8 protein-coding genes are annotated in these 19259 nt (G+C 37.9%); 4 read left to right on the top strand and 4 right to left on the bottom strand.

Annotated features, from left to right (window positions below; translation table 11 throughout):
* The first annotated feature begins 253 nt into the window (after window positions 1-253).
* Window positions 254-760 (top strand): RNA polymerase sigma factor, encoded by a 507-nt coding sequence (locus ACT29H_RS07345; RefSeq protein WP_444820967.1) that lies wholly within the window; start codon window positions 254-256, stop codon window positions 758-760.
* Window positions 761-764: 4 nt separating this feature from the next.
* Window positions 765-1430 (top strand): hypothetical protein, encoded by a 666-nt coding sequence (locus ACT29H_RS07340; RefSeq protein WP_444820966.1) that lies wholly within the window; start codon window positions 765-767, stop codon window positions 1428-1430.
* A gap of 1219 nt (window positions 1431-2649) precedes the next feature.
* Here ACT29H_RS07340 and ACT29H_RS07335 read toward each other — a convergent pair.
* Genes ACT29H_RS07335 through ACT29H_RS07320 form a run of 4 tightly spaced genes read right to left on the bottom strand, consistent with a single transcriptional unit; the run spans window position 2650 to window position 10168 of the window.
* Window positions 2650-4080: a SusE domain-containing protein gene (locus ACT29H_RS07335; RefSeq protein ID WP_444820965.1), complete on the bottom strand. Its 1431-nt coding sequence runs from the start codon at window positions 4078-4080 to the stop codon at window positions 2650-2652.
* Between the two features lie 21 nt (window positions 4081-4101).
* Window positions 4102-5997 carry a RagB/SusD family nutrient uptake outer membrane protein gene (locus ACT29H_RS07330; protein ID WP_444820964.1) on the bottom strand — a complete coding sequence of 632 codons (1896 nt, stop codon included), beginning with the start codon at window positions 5995-5997 and terminating at the stop codon, window positions 4102-4104.
* Between the two features lie 16 nt (window positions 5998-6013).
* The gene (locus ACT29H_RS07325) at window positions 6014-9109 is read right to left on the bottom strand and encodes a SusC/RagA family TonB-linked outer membrane protein (protein WP_444820963.1); all 3096 of its coding nucleotides are present in this window, start codon (window positions 9107-9109) and stop codon (window positions 6014-6016) included.
* A 42-nt stretch (window positions 9110-9151) separates the two neighbouring features.
* Window positions 9152-10168: a family 43 glycosylhydrolase gene (locus tag ACT29H_RS07320; RefSeq protein ID WP_444820962.1), complete on the bottom strand. Its 1017-nt coding sequence runs from the start codon at window positions 10166-10168 to the stop codon at window positions 9152-9154.
* A 578-nt stretch (window positions 10169-10746) separates the two neighbouring features.
* Between ACT29H_RS07320 and ACT29H_RS07315 the strand changes: the two genes are divergently transcribed.
* Window positions 10747-14754: a hybrid sensor histidine kinase/response regulator transcription factor gene (locus ACT29H_RS07315; protein ID WP_444820961.1), complete on the top strand. Its 4008-nt coding sequence runs from the start codon at window positions 10747-10749 to the stop codon at window positions 14752-14754.
* Window positions 14755-14950: 196 nt separating this feature from the next.
* Window positions 14951-19024 carry a TIM-barrel domain-containing protein gene (locus ACT29H_RS07310; RefSeq protein ID WP_444820960.1) on the top strand — a complete coding sequence of 1358 codons (4074 nt, stop codon included), beginning with the start codon at window positions 14951-14953 and terminating at the stop codon, window positions 19022-19024.
* The last annotated feature ends 235 nt before the right edge of the window (window positions 19025-19259 follow it).

Genomic DNA, 19259 nt, shown 5'->3' with positions numbered 1-19259 from the left:
TAATCACTAACCGCTAACGACTCGTTTCAGGGAAATCACTCCCGAAAAAAAAATATGCATGCAAAGTGTGATTTTTCAATATTTCTGCGAATAATAAAATAAACATTAAAATTCATTCGTAAATAATTTATTTATCTCATTGGCCGAATGGAACTCGCATGGCTTAGTCAAATTTATACATGTCCTTTTGTGGCAAAAAGCCGCCATGCTCGTTTCATTCCATGAAGAATTTCATTAACAGACTATGTCACCGATGAAGGAAAGCAAAAAAGACAAATTTCTAACGACAATAGATTCGCATAAAAAGATTATCTATAAAGTTGTCAATTCCTATTGCAGGAATAGAGAAGACAGGAAGGATTTGGAGCAGGAGATAATTATTCAGTTATGGAACTCATTTGACAAATATAATGCTGAATACAAATATTCTACCTGGATGTACCGAATTGCACTTAATGTTGCAATATCCTTTTATCGGAAAGAGAAAAAATGGTTGGTTATAAATGATTTTTATAACCGGGACTCGATCTATACTATAGAAGATCAAAATGACAACAAAACAGAATTAGATCACAATATTAAACTGTTACAAGAATTCATTAACAGACTGAATGAATTGAATAAGGCGCTGATGTTGTTGTATTTGGAAGAAAAAACGTACGATGAGATAGCGGAAATTTTGGGGATATCAAAAACCAACGTGGCAACAAAAATCAGTAGACTTAAACTCAAATTAAAAAAAGAATTTAAAAAAATATAAGGTAATGGAAGCAGTTGAATTAAATAAAATTATGAAAGCCTACGATAATAAATTGGATAAAACACTCCAATTAAATTTATCATCAATGAATGCGTTACAGCTTAAAAAAACTCAAAACAGCACAAAGAAAATTCTTAGATCCAGAATTTATGAGGTTGTAATATTTAGTTTCTTAGCCATCTTTTTAGGGTGGTATATCGCTAATAATTGGGAGCAAACTCATTTGGCCATAAGTGGAATTATCCTTCATGTCTTTTCTTTGATTGCGTTAGTGGGTAGTATCGGACAGGTGGTATTATTGCAACAAATCGACTTTTCAAAACCAATTGTTGAGATCAGAAAAAAGATAGAGCTGGTTAATTCTCATGGATTATTATTCGTAAAATTAATTTTTCTTTCTGCGCCGGTTTGGTGGTCGTATGCAATTGTCGGACTGGATCTTTTTTTGGGGATTGATATTTATGTTCATTTAGACCAGGATTTTGTGGTTCGATATATAGTGATCAACTTTCTTTTGATCATTCCACTGGTCTGGTTCTTTAATAAATTATCGTATAAAAATCTACACATAAAATGGGTGAGAAAAACCATAAGATTATTTACCGGAACAAAAACAGTGAAAGCATTGGATTTCTTATCCGATATTGAGGCCTTTAAAAATAAATATTGAACCTTGTATTGTTTTGGGGGACTAAGTCATCTTTTTCAACTATTGGATATTCCGGAGCAAGCTGACCCACGTCACCGGTGACATTTTGTTTGAAAATGCTAATATAGGCTTCCCTTTTTTGTCGTCTTCCCCGCATCCCGAAGCTTGCTTTCCACGATGGTCCGATTGGCTCAAAAAACGCAGAGACGCCATGATGCAGAGAAATGATTAGAAAGAAAATGGAAGCCAGATGCCGGAAGTCAGAAGCCGGATGGTTATTTCGGTTTGATTGTGCCAGACATTTCGGTCAGCCTGTGCCAGTGTGTGAGATGGTGCAATAGTAAAATAAGTTTATTCAGGTTTGAAATTATCTCTTCTTAGAAAGGGGCCGTTTAGATCGGTTCGATGGGAAGAATTTTCCAGTCGGTCGAGTATTGCATCGGCAATTATTCCTTCACCAATAATATCCTACCATACAGACACCGGGATTTGTTACGGGACAATTGTAGATTTATGATTATATCGGTCATTTATAATATCTATTAGTGTTTCACTGTCTTGTTTATCAGGGGGGCAATCTAAAGTCATCTGGGATTAAAAGATAAACTTTTGATAGTTTGTTAAGTTCTTTCATGTAGGTGCCATCAATCAGGAACTTGTTGAAATGAGGCATAGCACTGCTATGGTGAATGGATACAAGTTAGCTTGCGACTTGATTGGCCGCAATTTTAATTCGTAATAGATTTTCTAAGGCATTTTCGAGTTTAATCCATAAGATCAAGTTTATCCGCCATGTCGCTTTTTTATGGGCGATATAGCGGTTTTTCCCTGATCTCTCAAACTGGCACAAGTCGAACCGAAAATCCTGACACAAGTCGAACCAAAATCTTTTATTGCTTAGGCCCTATGACTGGCACAAGTTTACCGAAATAGGTGGCACATTTTGAACCGTTTTAGCCGGTTCCGAAAGTTGTATTTGTAAGACCTGGTATTTACGAAAATGTTGAGTTTACCCTATTAAAAGAGTATTTTTTTAAGGAAAGGCGTAGCGAAGAAAACGTAACTCTATGGACATAAGTTAATTGTAAAAAATCACATTGATTTTTAACGAATGATTTTTTTAAGAGAGTGGTTGTAAAATGTGTTGTAGAGTCCAAATGGAAGAAAAAGGAAAAAGGAAAAATAAAAAAATAATCAACCGTGTCAGGTTGGAAAGGCTGACACGGTTGATGTGGTTCGGTTATTGTTTAAAGAAACTAATTTTCATAGTGTGTAAATTAAATTCCAACGTATAGATTCCTGATGGTGTATCAGGAGGGAGTTGCCATTTCAGGTCTCCGATATTCTCAGTGGTTGCATATTGTTGATCAGGGTCAAATGGATTTGCATTTGGAGTCAGGGCAAAAATCTGATAACCCCAGTAAGGATCTCCGACAAATTTGAAAGCATTTTCTCCATTGGTTGAATTGTAAACAAAGTTTCCTGTATAACTTATGACTTCCGGTCGGTTAATGAGATCTTTTTGTTCCAGTTTGCAGTTCTTTATAGCAACACCTGCATCCCATCCGGCATCAGCCACAGCATCACCCACAACCGCAATGTCGCCTGTTGGGGAATTGTAAACATCCAGAAATATCAAAGACAGATCACCAATGTTTACGGTCATGACATATGTGGCTGTTTTATCAACGCTAAACATTTCACTTCCTTCATTATTAAATTCCAGTTTTGCGGGGTCTGCACCTTTAGTATAAGCTGGCCATACAGCTTCTTCGTTTTGAATAAAACGAAACTCGGTACCGATTTCAAACTCTCTTTTCAGATAGAACACACCGGTTCCGGGTTCAACTTCATTTAGTGGGGTTATGGACTCACTTCCATTTTGGGAAATTACTAAAAATAGGCGATTGATTGGTGTAGAAGCCATTGTTACTTCCAAATTGTTGAGATCAATTGTTATATAGTACTGCTCCGGATTCTCTACAATGAAATGCTCGCCTTCTGCTGTTTCTGAATATACAAGAGATGTTTCGGTATCTCCTTTCATGTAGGCCGGGAACCCGTTTTCCATATTCCGGACAAACCAAAACTCGCAAGCACTAAGTTCGCCGCTCCAGGTGTAAACGCCTTCATCCAGCATATTCATTTTTATGTTTTGTTTATTGCCATTGGAAAGAACTGTTAGAAACATATTGGTGGAAGGATCATATCCGATCAGGTTGAACGTTGTTTTGGATACTTCCGGCTTCATATACTTTGATGAGTTTTCAACTATTGCAAATAACTGAGCTTCAATTGTAACTTCGTCCCCTGGTGTTATATTCCAAGCATGCAATAGGTTGTTTAATTCCCGCACTGTCCATGATATGGTGTAAGTGTCCTGATCTATTTTGATCAACTCGCTTTCCAAATTCCTCATTTCAGCATGAACCAGTCTCAGGTAATAGACCAGATCAATATCCGGGCCGCGGTCAGACGCCTTATTCCAGCTGAAAGAAATTGCTTCTTCAGTTTCTTCTGATTTTTGTAAAATTACATTTTCCTTTGATGCACTGATTTTCATCTGATCAGAAGGAACTTCAAGTGTGAAGTATTCGGGTTCTTCGTTACAACTGATCAATAATATAAAGAAAAATAAGACCAGGTGTATATATGTTTTAATCTTGTGCATAATAGTTCATTTAGATGAGAATTATTTCCAAAAGGGAGCTTGGATAAGATTTTGGTTTTTTTCGAGTTCAGAGATAAAAATAGGGAACCAATAATAGGCTTTTTCCCAAATGCGTGATTGGAATTCTGTGCGTTTATAGAACTCACTGGCATTTTCGCCACTGAAATTCATCCCGTAGCCAGCCCCGGTCACTTCCGGGAGTTCTTCTGCAATTTTCCAGCGCCTAATGTCATCCCAACGTGATCCTTCTGCACATAATTCCACTCTGCGTTCCATTCTGATTGCTTTACGAACAGCGTCCTGATCATCTTCAATTCGAATAAAATTGGCGTCAGCAGGATCCACGGCATCAAATGTATATTGGCGTATTCCGGCTCTTTCCCGGACCATGTTTAGGTACTTGATAGCTTCTCTACGGGCATCTCCTGTGTTGTAGGCTTCGTTTATAGCCTCGCTAAAATCTAAATAAGAGCCGGCTAACCGATATAAGAAAGGTTGTCGCCATTTCCATCTGTTATCTCTTGGATTGTCAGTTGGAAATATTTTTTTGCGTACCAGATATCCATTTTGAGGTGCATCATGAGTATAATTATTATCCATTCCGTTTTTGAAGAAATCGAATTTGCGTTCGGCCAGAGCATACCAAGATCCGTTGTAGCTGACAGTGGTGTAGAAGCGGGGTTCTCTGTTGCAGTACATATTGTAAGTTCCAGATGATGTTATTTCTCCCGGGTTTCCTGTTCCACCTGTCCATGAAGTGTTCCTGACTTCTTTATGGTCAGAAAAGCCTGTTTCGGTATATCCACTATTCGGGTGATTGATGGGTAATCCGTTTTTTGTAAAGAATGCATCTACCAGTCCCTGGTATACTCCCAGACCTCCACCTCCACCAAATTCTGGTGTAACAGCCTTAGTAGTATAATACTTGAAGTTGTTCCAGTCATCCTTTTTTGTATAGGGGAAGAGGATTTCTCTGTTTCCTTCATAGTAATCAGTCCAAAACATATCTTCTAAAGAAGTGAATGGGTCAATTGTCCCATCGTCATTGTATTGTACAAACAGTTCATGCCCTGCTTTTTGGGTCTCCTGTAAAAGTAATTTACAAGCGTCAGCAGCTCTTTCCCATTTGGCAGGATCATATGTTGTATTAAAGAGAGGCTCATTGTTGCTGTTCACATGTCCTTCATACCACTCATTTCCGTTAACAAGCGGACTGGCGGCAAATAAGAGCATCTTTGAGCGGATTGTGAGGCACATCACTGATGTTACCCTTCCATATTTTTCCATACTCTGATATGAGGGTGGGAGTTCCTTTGCTGCTTCCAACATCTCCTGATCCAAATAATCAATAATCTCGTCAAATGGAGTTTGCCCGATCATTAAGTCTGACAGATTAAAATCTGTCGGGGTAATATAGTCAGGTTTAAAAGGAATAGGTCCGTAAGTTTTGACCAACAGCCAATAATAATAAGCTGCTAAGAATCTGCATTCAGCTTTCATATAATCCACTTCCTTTTGTGGTAGGTCGGCATCAGGAATAGCATGAACTCTGTCTATAAAAATGTACGCCTGTCTGATGAGTTGTGGCATTTTTTGCCAATAGCCAGCTCCCCATTGCGTATTCGGAGTCCATTCTCCAAATATTTTTGGAATATTGGGCCAGTCCCACTGCTGCCATCTGCGGGAGGGCGTAAGGTCATCTGCAAAAATTTCCCAACCGGCAGTATTTAACCATTCCATACCAGGGTTGGGTATTCCTGAGTACACCCCAGCAAGCCACGATTCTACTTTGGTTTTATTATCGAACACCATTTCAATATCTAATTCGGTGTCCATTTCTTTGTCCAGATAATCTGAGCAGGAGCTGATTATTACAACTCCGATTATAGCTGCTATTATGTATTTTATTCGATTCATTTTCATAGTCCTTTAATTAAAAGTTGATGTCAATACCGAACATTAATGATCGCATTCCCGGGTATTTAAGTCCGTCACTGGTATTTAATTCGGGATCCCACATTTTAAATTTTGAGAAATAGAATAGATCATTTCCGCTTACATAAAGACGTGTACTTTTGATACCTGCTTTACCGGTAAATTTCTTCGGCAAAGTGTAACCCAGTTCTAATAATTTACATCTCAAAAAACTTATGTCTTTTTTCCACCAAGTGGAGGCCCGGTAGTTATGCTTGTTTGGGTTTTCATACAGACGTGGCCAGAAAACATCCTGAGATGGATTATCCTCTGTCCAACGATCGGTGTAGTTTTTGTATATATTCCCCAGTAGACCCTGTCCACTTCCCGGCAAGAAATAGGTAGAACCACCTATGATCCGATAAGTGTCACCGACACCCTGAAAGAAGTAATTAAAGTCCCAGTTTTTATACTTTATATTACCTCCAAAACCATATACCATTCGGGGGTCAACTGTACCACCAATATAACCTTCATCTTCATCGGTTATAGCATTATCTCCGTTTTGGTCTTTGTACATAATATCTCCCGGGCGAACTTGGGCGCTTCCCACTGAGTGTGTCGGGATATCACTTTTCAGGCTTCCGTCTTCTTCAAAATCGTCGGCGGTGAATAGTCGTACTGCTTCCAACCCCCAAAGCGTATTCATTGATTTTCCTGTAATACTGCGGTGTGTACCTTTTACTGCATCGGGCTCATCAATCTCATCAATTCTATTTTTTGCATAGGTGAAGTTTCCTCGGAAACCAATCCACCAGTCCTGATTGATCTCTTTATTGTATGTTAATGAGAACTCCAAACCTTCGTTGGTAACTTTTCCAAAGTTGGCCCATGGATTGGTAATGAAACCTGTTTGGCTTGGTATGATGTTGCGTTGCATGAAGATATTACTTCGCTTCTCCCTAAAAAGGTCAAAATGGAAGTCTAACTCGCTCCATAGGCCTAATTCAAATCCTACATTATATTTAAGGGCAGTTTCCCATGTAAGATCGTTTACGCCAATTTCGCCTTCAGTGATTCCCTCGCGTCCGATTTGACTGGTATCACCCCAGTCGTATCCGTTTGTACCGGTGAAGATGGTAGTCATATAGGCAAAACGGCGTCCTCCGATATCGTCATTACCCGCTTTCCCGACTGAACCTCTGATTTTAAGCTTTGTAATTGCTTCCTGGTTGTATGCCAAAAATGGTTCTTCGGATATTAGCCATCCTACGGCTACAGAAGGGAAAAAGCCAAACCGGCTTCCTTTATCGAAATTTTCAGATCCGTTGTATCCAAAATTGAATTCTGCAATATATCTTCTGTTAAACATGTAAGAGACCCGGCCGGCAATACCTTGTTTACGATATGGCTGAAAACTGCCATTGTCAAAACTTTGTTGGTTATATAGAAACAGTGCATCTACGTCATGTAACTGGTTGAAAAGACGGTGATAAGTAAGGGTTGATTCAAAATAAACATTTTTGGTGCCATATCCCGATTCGGTATAATGACCAAGGGCATCATCTCCATATTTATAAATTCCGTGTATAAGGCTACCATCTATTTCTCTTCCCGATGCAACATGATGATAGGTGGGTGTCATGGGTCTTATCATCCTTGAGTTGCTGTAGGAGTCAAATGAGAACATCAGTTTGGCTTTCAATCCCTGAGTTATTGCTTTCAAATCTTGTTCGATTGAAAACAATGATTGTATTTGAGAAGATGAGGCAATGTAATAGCCGTTTTGAGTTGCCATAGCCCATGGGTTTGTTCTATATGGAATAAGAGGTATAGTCCCATCGGAGTATCGGGCCGGATGTACCATCGGGCTGGTGGTAAATGCTGCTGCAAATGTGTTATCTGTACTTGAGTTTTGGCCTCTGCGTTTCTGTAAATAACCACCAATATTCATTCTCAATGTGGTTGAATTGGTGATGTCTATATCCACATTTGCCCTCATGTTATATCTGTCCAGATTTATTCCTGTATCATATGGCAGCGTTTTGTCAGTTTCCAATATCCCTTTTTCGTTGAAATACGATCCCACTAGAGAGTAGCGCAAAAAATCAGATCCTCCGCTTACAGACATATTGGCCCGTGAAGAATAAGCATAGTCTTTAGTAATTTCATCCAACCAGTTTACGTCGGGATACAAATCCCTGTCATACCCGGTATATGTCCGATAGATCTCTTCCTGAGAATAGGGTAGTTGTGTTTTGTCTTCTTTTAATTCGTTCAGTAATTGCATGTATTCGACAGCTCCTACAAATTCAGGTAGTTTTGTGGGTTCAGAAATAGATTGTTCGAATCTTACATTCACTGAAGGAGCTCCGATCTTTCCTCTTTTAGTATTAATTACAATAACTCCGTTTGCTCCGCGAACTCCGTACATTGCACTTGCAGACGCATCCTTTAGCACTGAAAAAGACTCTATTTCTGAAGGATCGATATTGTTCAGATCACGTTCTATTCCGTCGATGAGAACCAAGGGGTTTTGGTTTCCTGAGAAACTTGAAATTCCCCTGATCCAAAAGTTGGAGTTGTCGTATCCCGGTTCGCCAGATCGTTTTACTGCTATAATACCGGCAACCTGACCTGCCAAATTATTGGAAATTGACCTAGTAGATCCGGATTGCATCACCTGGGGATTTACCGTTTCAATAGATCCGATTACAGACATTTTTTTCTGATGTCCGTAACCTGTTACCACAATTTCTTCCAAATTGCTAATTTCTTCCTCAAGAATGATATAGAAGTTGATTTGGGAGCCTACGCGGATCTCCTGATCCTTAAATGAGATGTAAGAGATTAATAGGACAGATTCTTTACTTGGAACTTCCATGTAAAAATGACCGTTGACGTCAGTAACAGTACCAACCGAAGGATTCTCTTTTAGTCGTATATTCACTCCTACGAGTGGATTTTTTTCAGAATCTACAACAGTACCACTAATTCGGATTCCATCCTCCTGTATGATCTTATTTGGATAAGAGGAGGGGGTTTGGTCGATTCCATACATGTTTATACAACTGCATAAAATCCCAATAAAGAGGAGTGTTTTTTTTATGGTCATAATATATATATTCATTGTAAATCAAAAAAACTTTTTAAAACTTTATTCCAAAACGGGCTTTTTAGCTGAAATTGAAGGAGTGCCATCGTTAACCGTCGGCCATCCGTTTTCCCAATGTACCTGATCCAGAAGTAAAACTCTTCCTACCGGGTTTTCTACTTCTATTCCATGGTAAAGAATCCAATCAACACCTTCATTATCCTGGATGATTTCAGAACAATGCCCATTTCCTACGAATTTTTCATTAGAGCCTATTACAACCTCATATCCGTTGTCCATCATGTCTTTTCCTTCTTTGTCTACATAAGGTCCTAATAATGACTCTGAACGACCAACAACCAGATGATAGGTGCTGTTGACACCTTCACAACAAGAGCCTACAGAGGCAAACATGTAATAGTAATTGTCTTTTTTATGAATGTAAACACCTTCAAAAGCAGTTCCTGCTATCTGTTTTTTTTCTGCTTTATATTTCAAACTCAGTCCATCATCAGTCAATTCTATGGCATAAATGCCAAAAAAACTTCCCCAAAACAGATATTTCTTTCCGTCTTCTTCAATGTAAAATGGATCGATAGAGTTATGTACTCCGATTTCGTTGCTACGGAAAAGTTTTCCCTGATCATTGAACGGCCCTTGGGGGCTTGCTGCTGTAGCCACTCCTATTCCGCAGGTATTGCCGCCACCCCATACGGACATTGAGTAATACAAGACATACTGATCATTAATATAATTTATGTCAGGAGCCCAAAGGCCTCCATTGGGCTCAAAATCAGGACGGGTTTCCTCTGAAAATGCTGTTCCAATTAATTCCCAAGATACAAGATCTTCTGATTTACAGATGGGAGTGTTTCGGATATCTTCAGTGGCATATAAGTAATAATTCCCATCCCGTCCTTTTATGATTGACGGATCAGGCATGCTTCCGGGATATACCGGATTTGAATAAGTCGTTTCTTCGGACTTTTCAATGATTTTGTCCACACCCTCTTCACCATTGCAACCATTCGTGAAAGATATTGTGGTTGCCAGAAACAAGGAAAGATACATTTTTTTCATAGTTTTATATTTAATTGAAAAATAAATACTAAATTTTCCAGACAAATGTATTTTACACCTATAATAATGATGAGTTGGTTTCTTTCATTTTAATGTAAAATTCTTTCAATATGGGGTTCACGTTTAAGAATTACCGCTGCATGGTTGCTTTAAGCCAACAGCTTTTCTTTCTTTGAAGTCAGATTCCTCTTTTGTATTTGTTAATGAACAGGTGTGAAAAAAAGAAGATTTTATGTATAAGAACTTTCTTATTCTGGTAAAGGGATAAATATTTCCTGGAAAGCTTTTAACCTATCTTAGAGTCATAAGACAGGTAAGATGTAAACAGTAGACAGGCTGAAAGTCTCTTAGCAATAGTTCAGAGTAACCCTTTGGGTTTTGAGGATTGCCTCATACTCTTTCTCATTGTTAGTGGCGATGTAACCAAATATTGAGGAGGTATTGTAAAAAGGTCTCTGGGGTATTGCCCAGACTATGCTTAAAGACCTTAAGCCTTTTAAAAGCACAACAATATTATTTATTCCCTTTCAAGGAAATAGCGAGGTTTTAGATTAAGTGATTCAAAAATTTTAACACTCATGAGAAGTTTGCTTTTTATATGCGTAATAATTGGGGTCTTTAATACCTCTGCTTTAATTGGCGGTAATAGTCCTTATTTTATTCGTTTGGATGCAGAAGACGGATTGGCTCAAAATACAGTGTATTGTATTTTGCAGGATGACAGGGGATTTATGTGGTTTGGAACAAAGGATGGTCTTTCACGTTATGATGGATTCCAATTTCGGAATTACAGGCATGAAAAAAATGATTCCACCAGTATTGGGAACAATTGTATTCGTTCTCTGTTTCAGGATTCTAATGGAAGAATATGGGTGGGTACCGATGTTGGCGCTTACATTTATCACCCTGATCAGGATCGTTTTGAGTTGTTTGATGTTACCACAAGTAACGGAATAGGAATAAAAAATGAGGTAAATGATATAAAACAGGATCATGACGGTATTTATTGGTTTGCTGTGGATTGGCAGGGAGTGTTTTCATATGATCCAGATAACGGGAAACTTAAATTTTATGAACTGGATGCAGTTGTTAATGCCTGGTGTATCCACGTTGATAAAGAAAATAAGGTTTGGATAGGTACTCATGGTGGAGGACTCAACTACTTTGATGATGAAAAACAGCGGTTTGAAAAGGCCGTATTTTCTACTCCAGAAGAGCAGGATTCGAACAATGATGATGTTTTCAGGATATTTCAGGATAATTACAATGATCTTTTTATTACAACTGCCAATAGTGGCGTTAAACGACTTAATCTGGTAACCAATAAGATCGAACAATTTTTACCATTACAGAATTTTTCTTCTCTTTTTTTCAGGGATGTGATACGAAAGTCGGATCAGGAAATATGGTTTGCAACCGGAGGGGGTGTCTGTACTTTTGATATTCAGAAGAAAAAGGTTGAGTTTCTTAAACATAGTCATTTTGATCCATATTCTTTGTCAGATAATGCGGTTTATTCCATCTATAAAGACAGGGAGGGAGGTGTTTGGATTGGCACCTATTTCGGAGGTGTGAATTATTATCCCTATCAGTATACGCCGTTTAATAAGTTTTACCCCATAGAGAAAATAGATAAACGTTATACAATGGTTGGCAGGAGGATCAGGGAGTTTCAATTGGCTGAAAACGGAGATATTTGGATTGGGACAGAGGATGGGGGTCTGAGTTTGTATGATCCGAATAAAAATGTTTTTGAGCATTTTTTCCCAGATGGGCAGCCTGGTAGTATTTCTTTTAATAATATTCATGGATTGCTTGTAGATGGGGATCTTTTGTGGATTGGGACTTACAATCACGGTTTGGAAATAATGGATCTGAAAACCAAAAAAATTGTCAGGCATTATGACAAGAGTAATCAGGAAAACTCTCTTCCTGATAATAGCATTTTTTCCATTTATAAAGATCATTCCGGGCGTGTATGGATTGGGACACTTTATGGATTGTGCTACTACAATCCGGAGACTGATGATTTTACTCGGGTTTCGTTTATGAAAAGTATTTTTATAAGTGATATTTTGCAAACCAAGGATGGAATGATTTGGGTTGCAAGTTTGGGAAAGGGTCTTTTCCGATTTAATCCCGCCAATAATGAATGGACAGTTTTTAAAAACAATCCAGGAGATTCAACGAGTTTATCACACAATAAAGTAATTTCTTTATTTGAGGACAGTCAAATGTCTCTGTGGGTTACTACCGAAGGGGGGGGTGTGTGTAGATACTATCCTGATGATGAGAGTTTTGAAACGTTTGCTTCCGGTGAGGGCTTGCCCAACAATGTAGTCTTTAAAATTGTGGAAGATGATTTTTCAAATCTTTGGTTTTCTACAAATCAGGGACTTGTTTGTATGAGTTTAAACGACTTTTCAATTAAAAAGTACACCAAGAGTGACGGATTACTGAGTGATCAGTTTAATTATAAATCGGGTATTAAGGACAAAAACGGTCAATTATATTTTGGAGGATTAGATGGTTTTATTTCTTTTGATCCAACTACGTTTATTTCTAATATAATACCTCCTCCTGTTTACATAACTCAGTTTGATCTTTTTAATACTCCGGTTAAGCCGGGAGAATTGAATTCACCTCTTAAACAATCAATTGAGTTTACCGAGCAAATTGAGTTGGATTATAACCAAACAAGCTTTAGCTTTTATTTTGCCGCTTTAAGCTTTGTGGCCCCCGAAAAAAACCAATACAAATACATGCTTGATGGATTTGATAAAGATTGGATCTCTCCGGGAAAAGTAAATAAAGCGGTGTATTCAAATATACCACCGGGTAATTATGTTTTCAAGGTAAAGGCATCAAATAATAATAACGTTTGGAACGATGATTATGCTTTTGTAAAACTATACATTCGTCCACCTTTTTATCTTACCATTTGGGCTTATATTACCTATGCTGGCGTTGGGTTTGGGTTAATTGTTTTATTGTTTATTATTTACAGAAATAAAATTCGGGCAAAGAACAGGCATCGTCAGGAAGTTTTCGAGAATGAGAAATCCAAAGAGATGTATAATGCCAAAATTGCATTCTTTACTAATATTACTCATGAAATCAGGACTCCATTGAGTTTGATAAAAGGACCTCTCGATTATATTTTAAATGAAAAGGTAACTGCTAAAGAACGAGAGGAATACCTGAAAGTTATCGACCGAAATACCAATAGATTGTTGGATTTGAGCAATCAATTATTGGATTTCAGGAAGACAGAGCAGGAGAACTTTTTGCTTAATTATATTGAGATTGATATTCCTGAATTGATAGAGGAGGTATATATGAGATTTGCTGCTGCAGCACTAAATCGTAATCTCCATGTTGAGAAATCTCTACCATCAGAAAATTTTTATGCAGATGTGGATAAGGAGGCTCTGACAAAGATCCTGAGTAATTTATTTAGTAATGCCATTAAATATTCAGAATCGTACATTAACCTTGAACTAACACAGGAAAACGAGACATTTATTGTTACAATTAGTAATGATGGAGATAAAATAGATGAGGCGATTCAGGAAAAAATATTTGAGCCATTTTATCAAATAGATAATAAAAAACAAGAACATGTTATTGCCGGTACAGGGTTGGGGTTGCCTTTGGCTCGTTCATTGGCTGAGTTGCACAATGGAACCCTGGAGTGTTTGAATTCGCATGCTACATTAAATGTATTCCGTTTAGTGTTGCCTCTTAAACAGCCAAATTCTATTCGCATTAAATCTTTGGATTCGGTAGATGCGCCAGACTATCAGGTTTCGGAGGCTGCTGATAGATTTGCGAAATTAACTAAGCCGTCTCTTTTGGTTGTTGAAGATGATGTAGATTTCAGGAACTTTTTGTGTAATCAGTTAAGTCGTCATTACAACATTAATAAGGCAGTTAATGGTGTTGATGGCCTGAAAAAACTTGAAGAGGAGCATGTGGATATAATTATTTCAGATATAACAATGCCGGTTATGGATGGCTTGCAGTTCTGTGAAGAGGTTAAATCTAATCTGGATTATAGTCATATTCCTATAATTCTTTTGACGGCGAGAGCAAATCTTCAATCGAAGATTGAAGGATTGGATGTGGGGGCTGATGCTTATGTTGAAAAACCTTTTTCTATGGAGTATTTGTTGGCTCAGGTATTCAATCTGCTATCTAATCGAAATAAGCTGAAAGAATCTTTTGTTAATTCACCTCTTGAGAAAATCAGAAGTATTGCTCCTACAAAAGCTGACGAGGAGTTTCTTAAACGTGTTACCGATATCATCCATGAAAATATTTCTGATCCCCGATTCAATGTTGATCAGCTTGCCAGTAATTTGAATATGAGTAGGTCAAGTCTGCATCGAAAGATTAAAGGAATATCTGAGTTGACTCCCAATGAATTTATTTTACTCACAAAACTGAAAAAGGCTGCTACTTATATTCAGGAAGGAATAAGAGTGAATGAAGTTTGTTTTTTGGTTGGCTTTAGTTCTCCTTCCTATTTTTCAAAAGCTTTTAAAAAGCAATTTGGGGTTTCCCCAACAGGATGGCTTCGATAGTTTGATGGCAAATTTACAGGTGTCCTTTTTTGGTCATCAATTGGCTTGTTTTTGTCTAAAAACAGGTGTGTTTCCTGGGGTATAGTTTTTGACAGAATTTTACATACAAATGACAGAAATGGCATGATTGTTTTACGAATATCGGATTAAGTTTGTCCTTCGATGATTTTTTCAACTAATTTAAAAATAAGGAATAATGAATTTTTTTATAAAGAAGATTTTCTTTTTATTGGCTTTAATGCTGGTATTTCTTGTTAAAACTCAAGGTCAGGAAAATCCGGTTGCTGACCCACAAGCAATAGTTTTGTCAGGGAATATGCGGTTTACAGTTCTTACTCCTGAAATGATACGAATTGAGTGGAGTGATAGCAAGAATTTTGAAGACCGGGCTTCCTTTATTGTTGTTAACAGACGATTACCTGTTCCTGAATATAATACCTTTACAAAAGACGGGTATTTATACATTGAAACAGAAAAGTTGGAATTAAGGTATAAGTTGGGGACTTATCCTGTTACAAATCCTGTCAGTTCTGAAAACTTAAAGATTTCTATAAATCTGCCCGGGTTTTCGACCTATTGGTATCCGGGGAAGCAGGATCCGTTAAATCTTAAGGGTACTTTGCGTACATTGGATCATTCCAGCGGAGATAATCTCCGAAATGGTATGGAAGATGGCCTCTTGTCTCGTTCAGGCTGGGTTTTGCTGGATGAAGCTAAACGAAACGGAGATACCAGTCGAAGCTTATTGTTTGAAGATCAGGGCGGCGCTTTTGACTGGGTTGCTCAGCCTGATCCGGGGAACAAAATTGATTGGTATTTCATGGCTTATGGAAACGATTTTAAAAAGGCATTGCTTGATTTTACCAAAATAGGGGGTAAGCAGCCTATGCCTCCTCTTTATGCTTTTGGTTATTGGTACTCAAAGTATGAGAAGTATTCAGCTCAGGATTTCATGGAAATCGTTAATGACATAAAACATCATGATATTCCTATCGATGTAATGGTAGTCGACATGGATTGGCACAGGGATGGTTGGACAGGTTGGAGTTGGAACAGGGATTTGTTCCCAGATCCTGAAGGTTTTATTGAATGGTTACATCAAAATGAATTAAAAACTACTTTGAATCTTCATCCTGCTGATGGAATAGGTACTCATGAGGATCATTTTATTGACCTGGCAAATGACTTGGGACTTCCAGCCGATCAAACCATTAAATGGAATATTGAGAATCAGACATTCTATGAAAAGTTTTTCAAGAATATACTGCGTCCACTTGAGGATATAGGTGTTGATTTTTGGTGGTTGGATTGGCAGCAATGGATGCTTGCTCCCGAGATGGATGATTTGGGTAATACGTTTTGGCTGAATTATGTTTTTTACAATGATATGAAAGTAAATAGGCCCGAACGGCGCCCTATGATTTTTCATCGTTGGGGAGGGTTGGGTAACCATCGCTATCCTATCGGATTTTCAGGGGACAGCTGGGCTACATTTCCCACGTTAGCTTTTCAGATATATTTTAATTCTACAGCATCTAATGTTGCTTACGGTTATTGGAGTCATGATCTTGGGGGACATAATCAGGCAGGTCCAAACAATCCCGAGTTGTATTTACGATGGATTCAGTTTGGTGTTTTTTCGCCAATTACCCGTACACATGCTACAAATGCTGAACATATAGAGCGACGCATCTGGAAATATCCGAATTTTGAACTTATGCGTGATGCGCTTGAGTTGCGGTATGCTTTGATTCCCTATATCTACACCAGTGCCCGGCAGGCCTATGATACAGGAGTTTCTCTTTGCAGGCCACTTTATTATGATTCCCCGGCTGACAATGAAGCATATAAGCAAGAAACATCTTATATGTTTGGTGATCAAATATTGGTATCTCCAATTGTAACAGCCTCTGAAAATGAGATAGGTACCGCTTCCAAGTCGATTTGGTTACCCGAAGGAGAGTGGGTTGAAGCAGCAACAGGAACTATACTGGAAGGAAAGCAGAATTATAAAAGAATTTTTGCGCAGGATGAAATCCCTTTCTTTTACAAAAGTGGAGCAGTAATACCGATGTTTTCTGGTATTAAACATTTAAAAGATAGGCCTGATACCTTGGTTGTTAGGTTCGTTCCAGGAGAAGGAGGTGAATTCTCCTTGTATGAAGATGAGGGAGATAATAATAACTATCAACATGGAGCCTATACAAAAACTAAAATTGAACAAATTACAGATGAACAGCAAGGGCAATATATTATTCATCCCCGAAATGGTGCGTTTTCTAATATGCCCGATGAACGGAGTTATGAGTTGCGATTAATGTCGAAACTTCCTCCGGATAAAGTCATTGTTGATGGTATTAATTATGAATATTCCTCCGTTCCACGTGAAGGTTTTTGGAGTTATGATGGGAAAGAATTGGCCATTGTAATTAATATTTTACCGAAAAAATGTGATCTTAAGACCGTTGTGGATGTGGACTTTAATGACAATCAGGCAGAGGCAGATGAATTGTTTGCCGGGAAAGCAGGGCAAATGAAAAGATTACTTCAGTGCCGAGATTCATTAACTGTGAGAATTGATGAGACTCTCCCGGAAGAGTTTTCCGAGTTATGCCAAACTGCCGAAAAAATTGCCTTAGAGCCTGATCTTACATTGACCTTACTACAGGAGTTTGATGAAAATATTGAAAAATCTTTTGAATTATTATTAGGCTTAAAAAATGCTCCAACGGAGGAAATAAAAGAGTGGAGAGATTTTATTTTGCTTGGTAATTCCCCTGAATCAGAATCGTATTATGGAGATTCTGAGACAGATGAAAAAGATGGTGTAAACACTGATGGGACTAAATTGTGGATTGTTGGTTCTGCAATTCCAGGAAATGTAGCAGTATTGACTGAAGATCCAAGTCAGACGCCTGGATATTTTCGTTATCACGGAGAGTTACTATCTGGTGAGTTTAAAATTATGAATACCCCATCTGTACAGAGCAATACTGTCTTTTATGTTCCCTCTTCTGAGCATGTGGAAGCTGTAGGTATTAGTCCAATGAAAGCAACTTTTGATTCAGAATTAACCGGATGGAGAGTGGATATTCCTGATGATTCTTACAAGTTGAAAATTAATGCTATTGGGAAAACGTTTGAAGGGGAACTTTTCAGGGCAAGGGAAGATTTGTATATTGTTGGGGGAGCTACAGAAAATGGTTGGGATGCTGGTAGGGCAATTCGACTTAAAAGGGATGAAGAAAATCCGAACTTGTATGTCTTTTCAGGTGAGTTAAAAGAGGCTGCAACAGGTGATGACAGGAATCAATTTAAGTTTTTGGGCCAAAATGATTGGGGTCCGGTTTCTTTTCATCCTAAAACACCACAGGAATCAATTTTTGGTTCGCGATACATATATGAGAATTATCCGGGTGATCATAAGTGGAGTATAGAAAGCGATAAATCGGGTGTTTATGTGATTAAAGTAGATTTGTTGAAGGAGACTATTTATGCCCGCTACACCGATTCTTTCTTATATGGGGTTTATATAAACGGAGTTGAATGGACCAACTTGGATGAAGTATATGCGTTAGATTGTGAAATGATGGATCAACCTCTTGAAATAAAAATTGTACCTATACAGGGGAAAACGGTTGATGTAGGAAATGTAATTCATTTCACCGCAACAGATCCTGGAATGAATATTTTTGAGTTTACCATTTCTTCGGAGAATGGAGTGGACAAAAAATCCTATCAGCTTAAGATAAACAGACCATTTGATTTTTCAGACCTGGTAATTCAGAATGAGGATAATTCGCTTACGGTGAATAACAATCCGGTTTTAAATGGTGGATATAAGTTTAAAGAGTTTGCGTGGTATGTAGATGGAGGATTGGTTAGTCAGAATATGACTTATTCTCCTCCTGCAGGTAATGCCGATAATGATTCAGATAGTGGAGAGATATATGTGGTGAAAATGGTTGATGATAGTGGAAATATGTACCAAACTTGTCCGGTGGAACTTAAGCTTGAATCATTATCCTGTTTTATGGTTTATCCTAATTTTGCGGAGGCAGGTGAGACTGTGAATGTAGAGGGGATATTGAAAGAGGGTCAATTGTCAGCAAAATCAAAATTGAAGGTTTTTGATATAAATGGTAGAATGGTTCATGATCAACCGGTGGATGGAGATAAAACCAGTTTTGAGATGAACTTCCCAGGCTTTTATGTGGTTCAACTTATTTCGTCATCCTGTATTCGTACTGCAAGATTGTTGATTCATTAATTGCCTCCTTATTATCTTCGTTAATTTTTTGCGGAGATGTATCATTTTAATGGTGTTTGAACTTTCAATAACGGAAACTTGCCAAAAATGAGGTTTGGAAAATAGAGCTCAGGTTGATTAAAATTTAAATCAAACTTTCTGTTCCAGAGAGTTTGATTTTTTGAGAGTGTAAAATAAACTCTGTCCATAAACTAATCAATCTTAATATTGCAGTTTATGACAGACAAGAAAAAAG

This window comes from Thermophagus sp. OGC60D27, from assembly GCF_052400625.1.
In the GTDB taxonomy this organism is placed as follows: domain Bacteria; phylum Bacteroidota; class Bacteroidia; order Bacteroidales; family Marinilabiliaceae; genus Thermophagus.
Note: the sequence above shows the minus strand (reverse complement) of the source record. Positions and strands in the feature narration are given on the sequence as shown.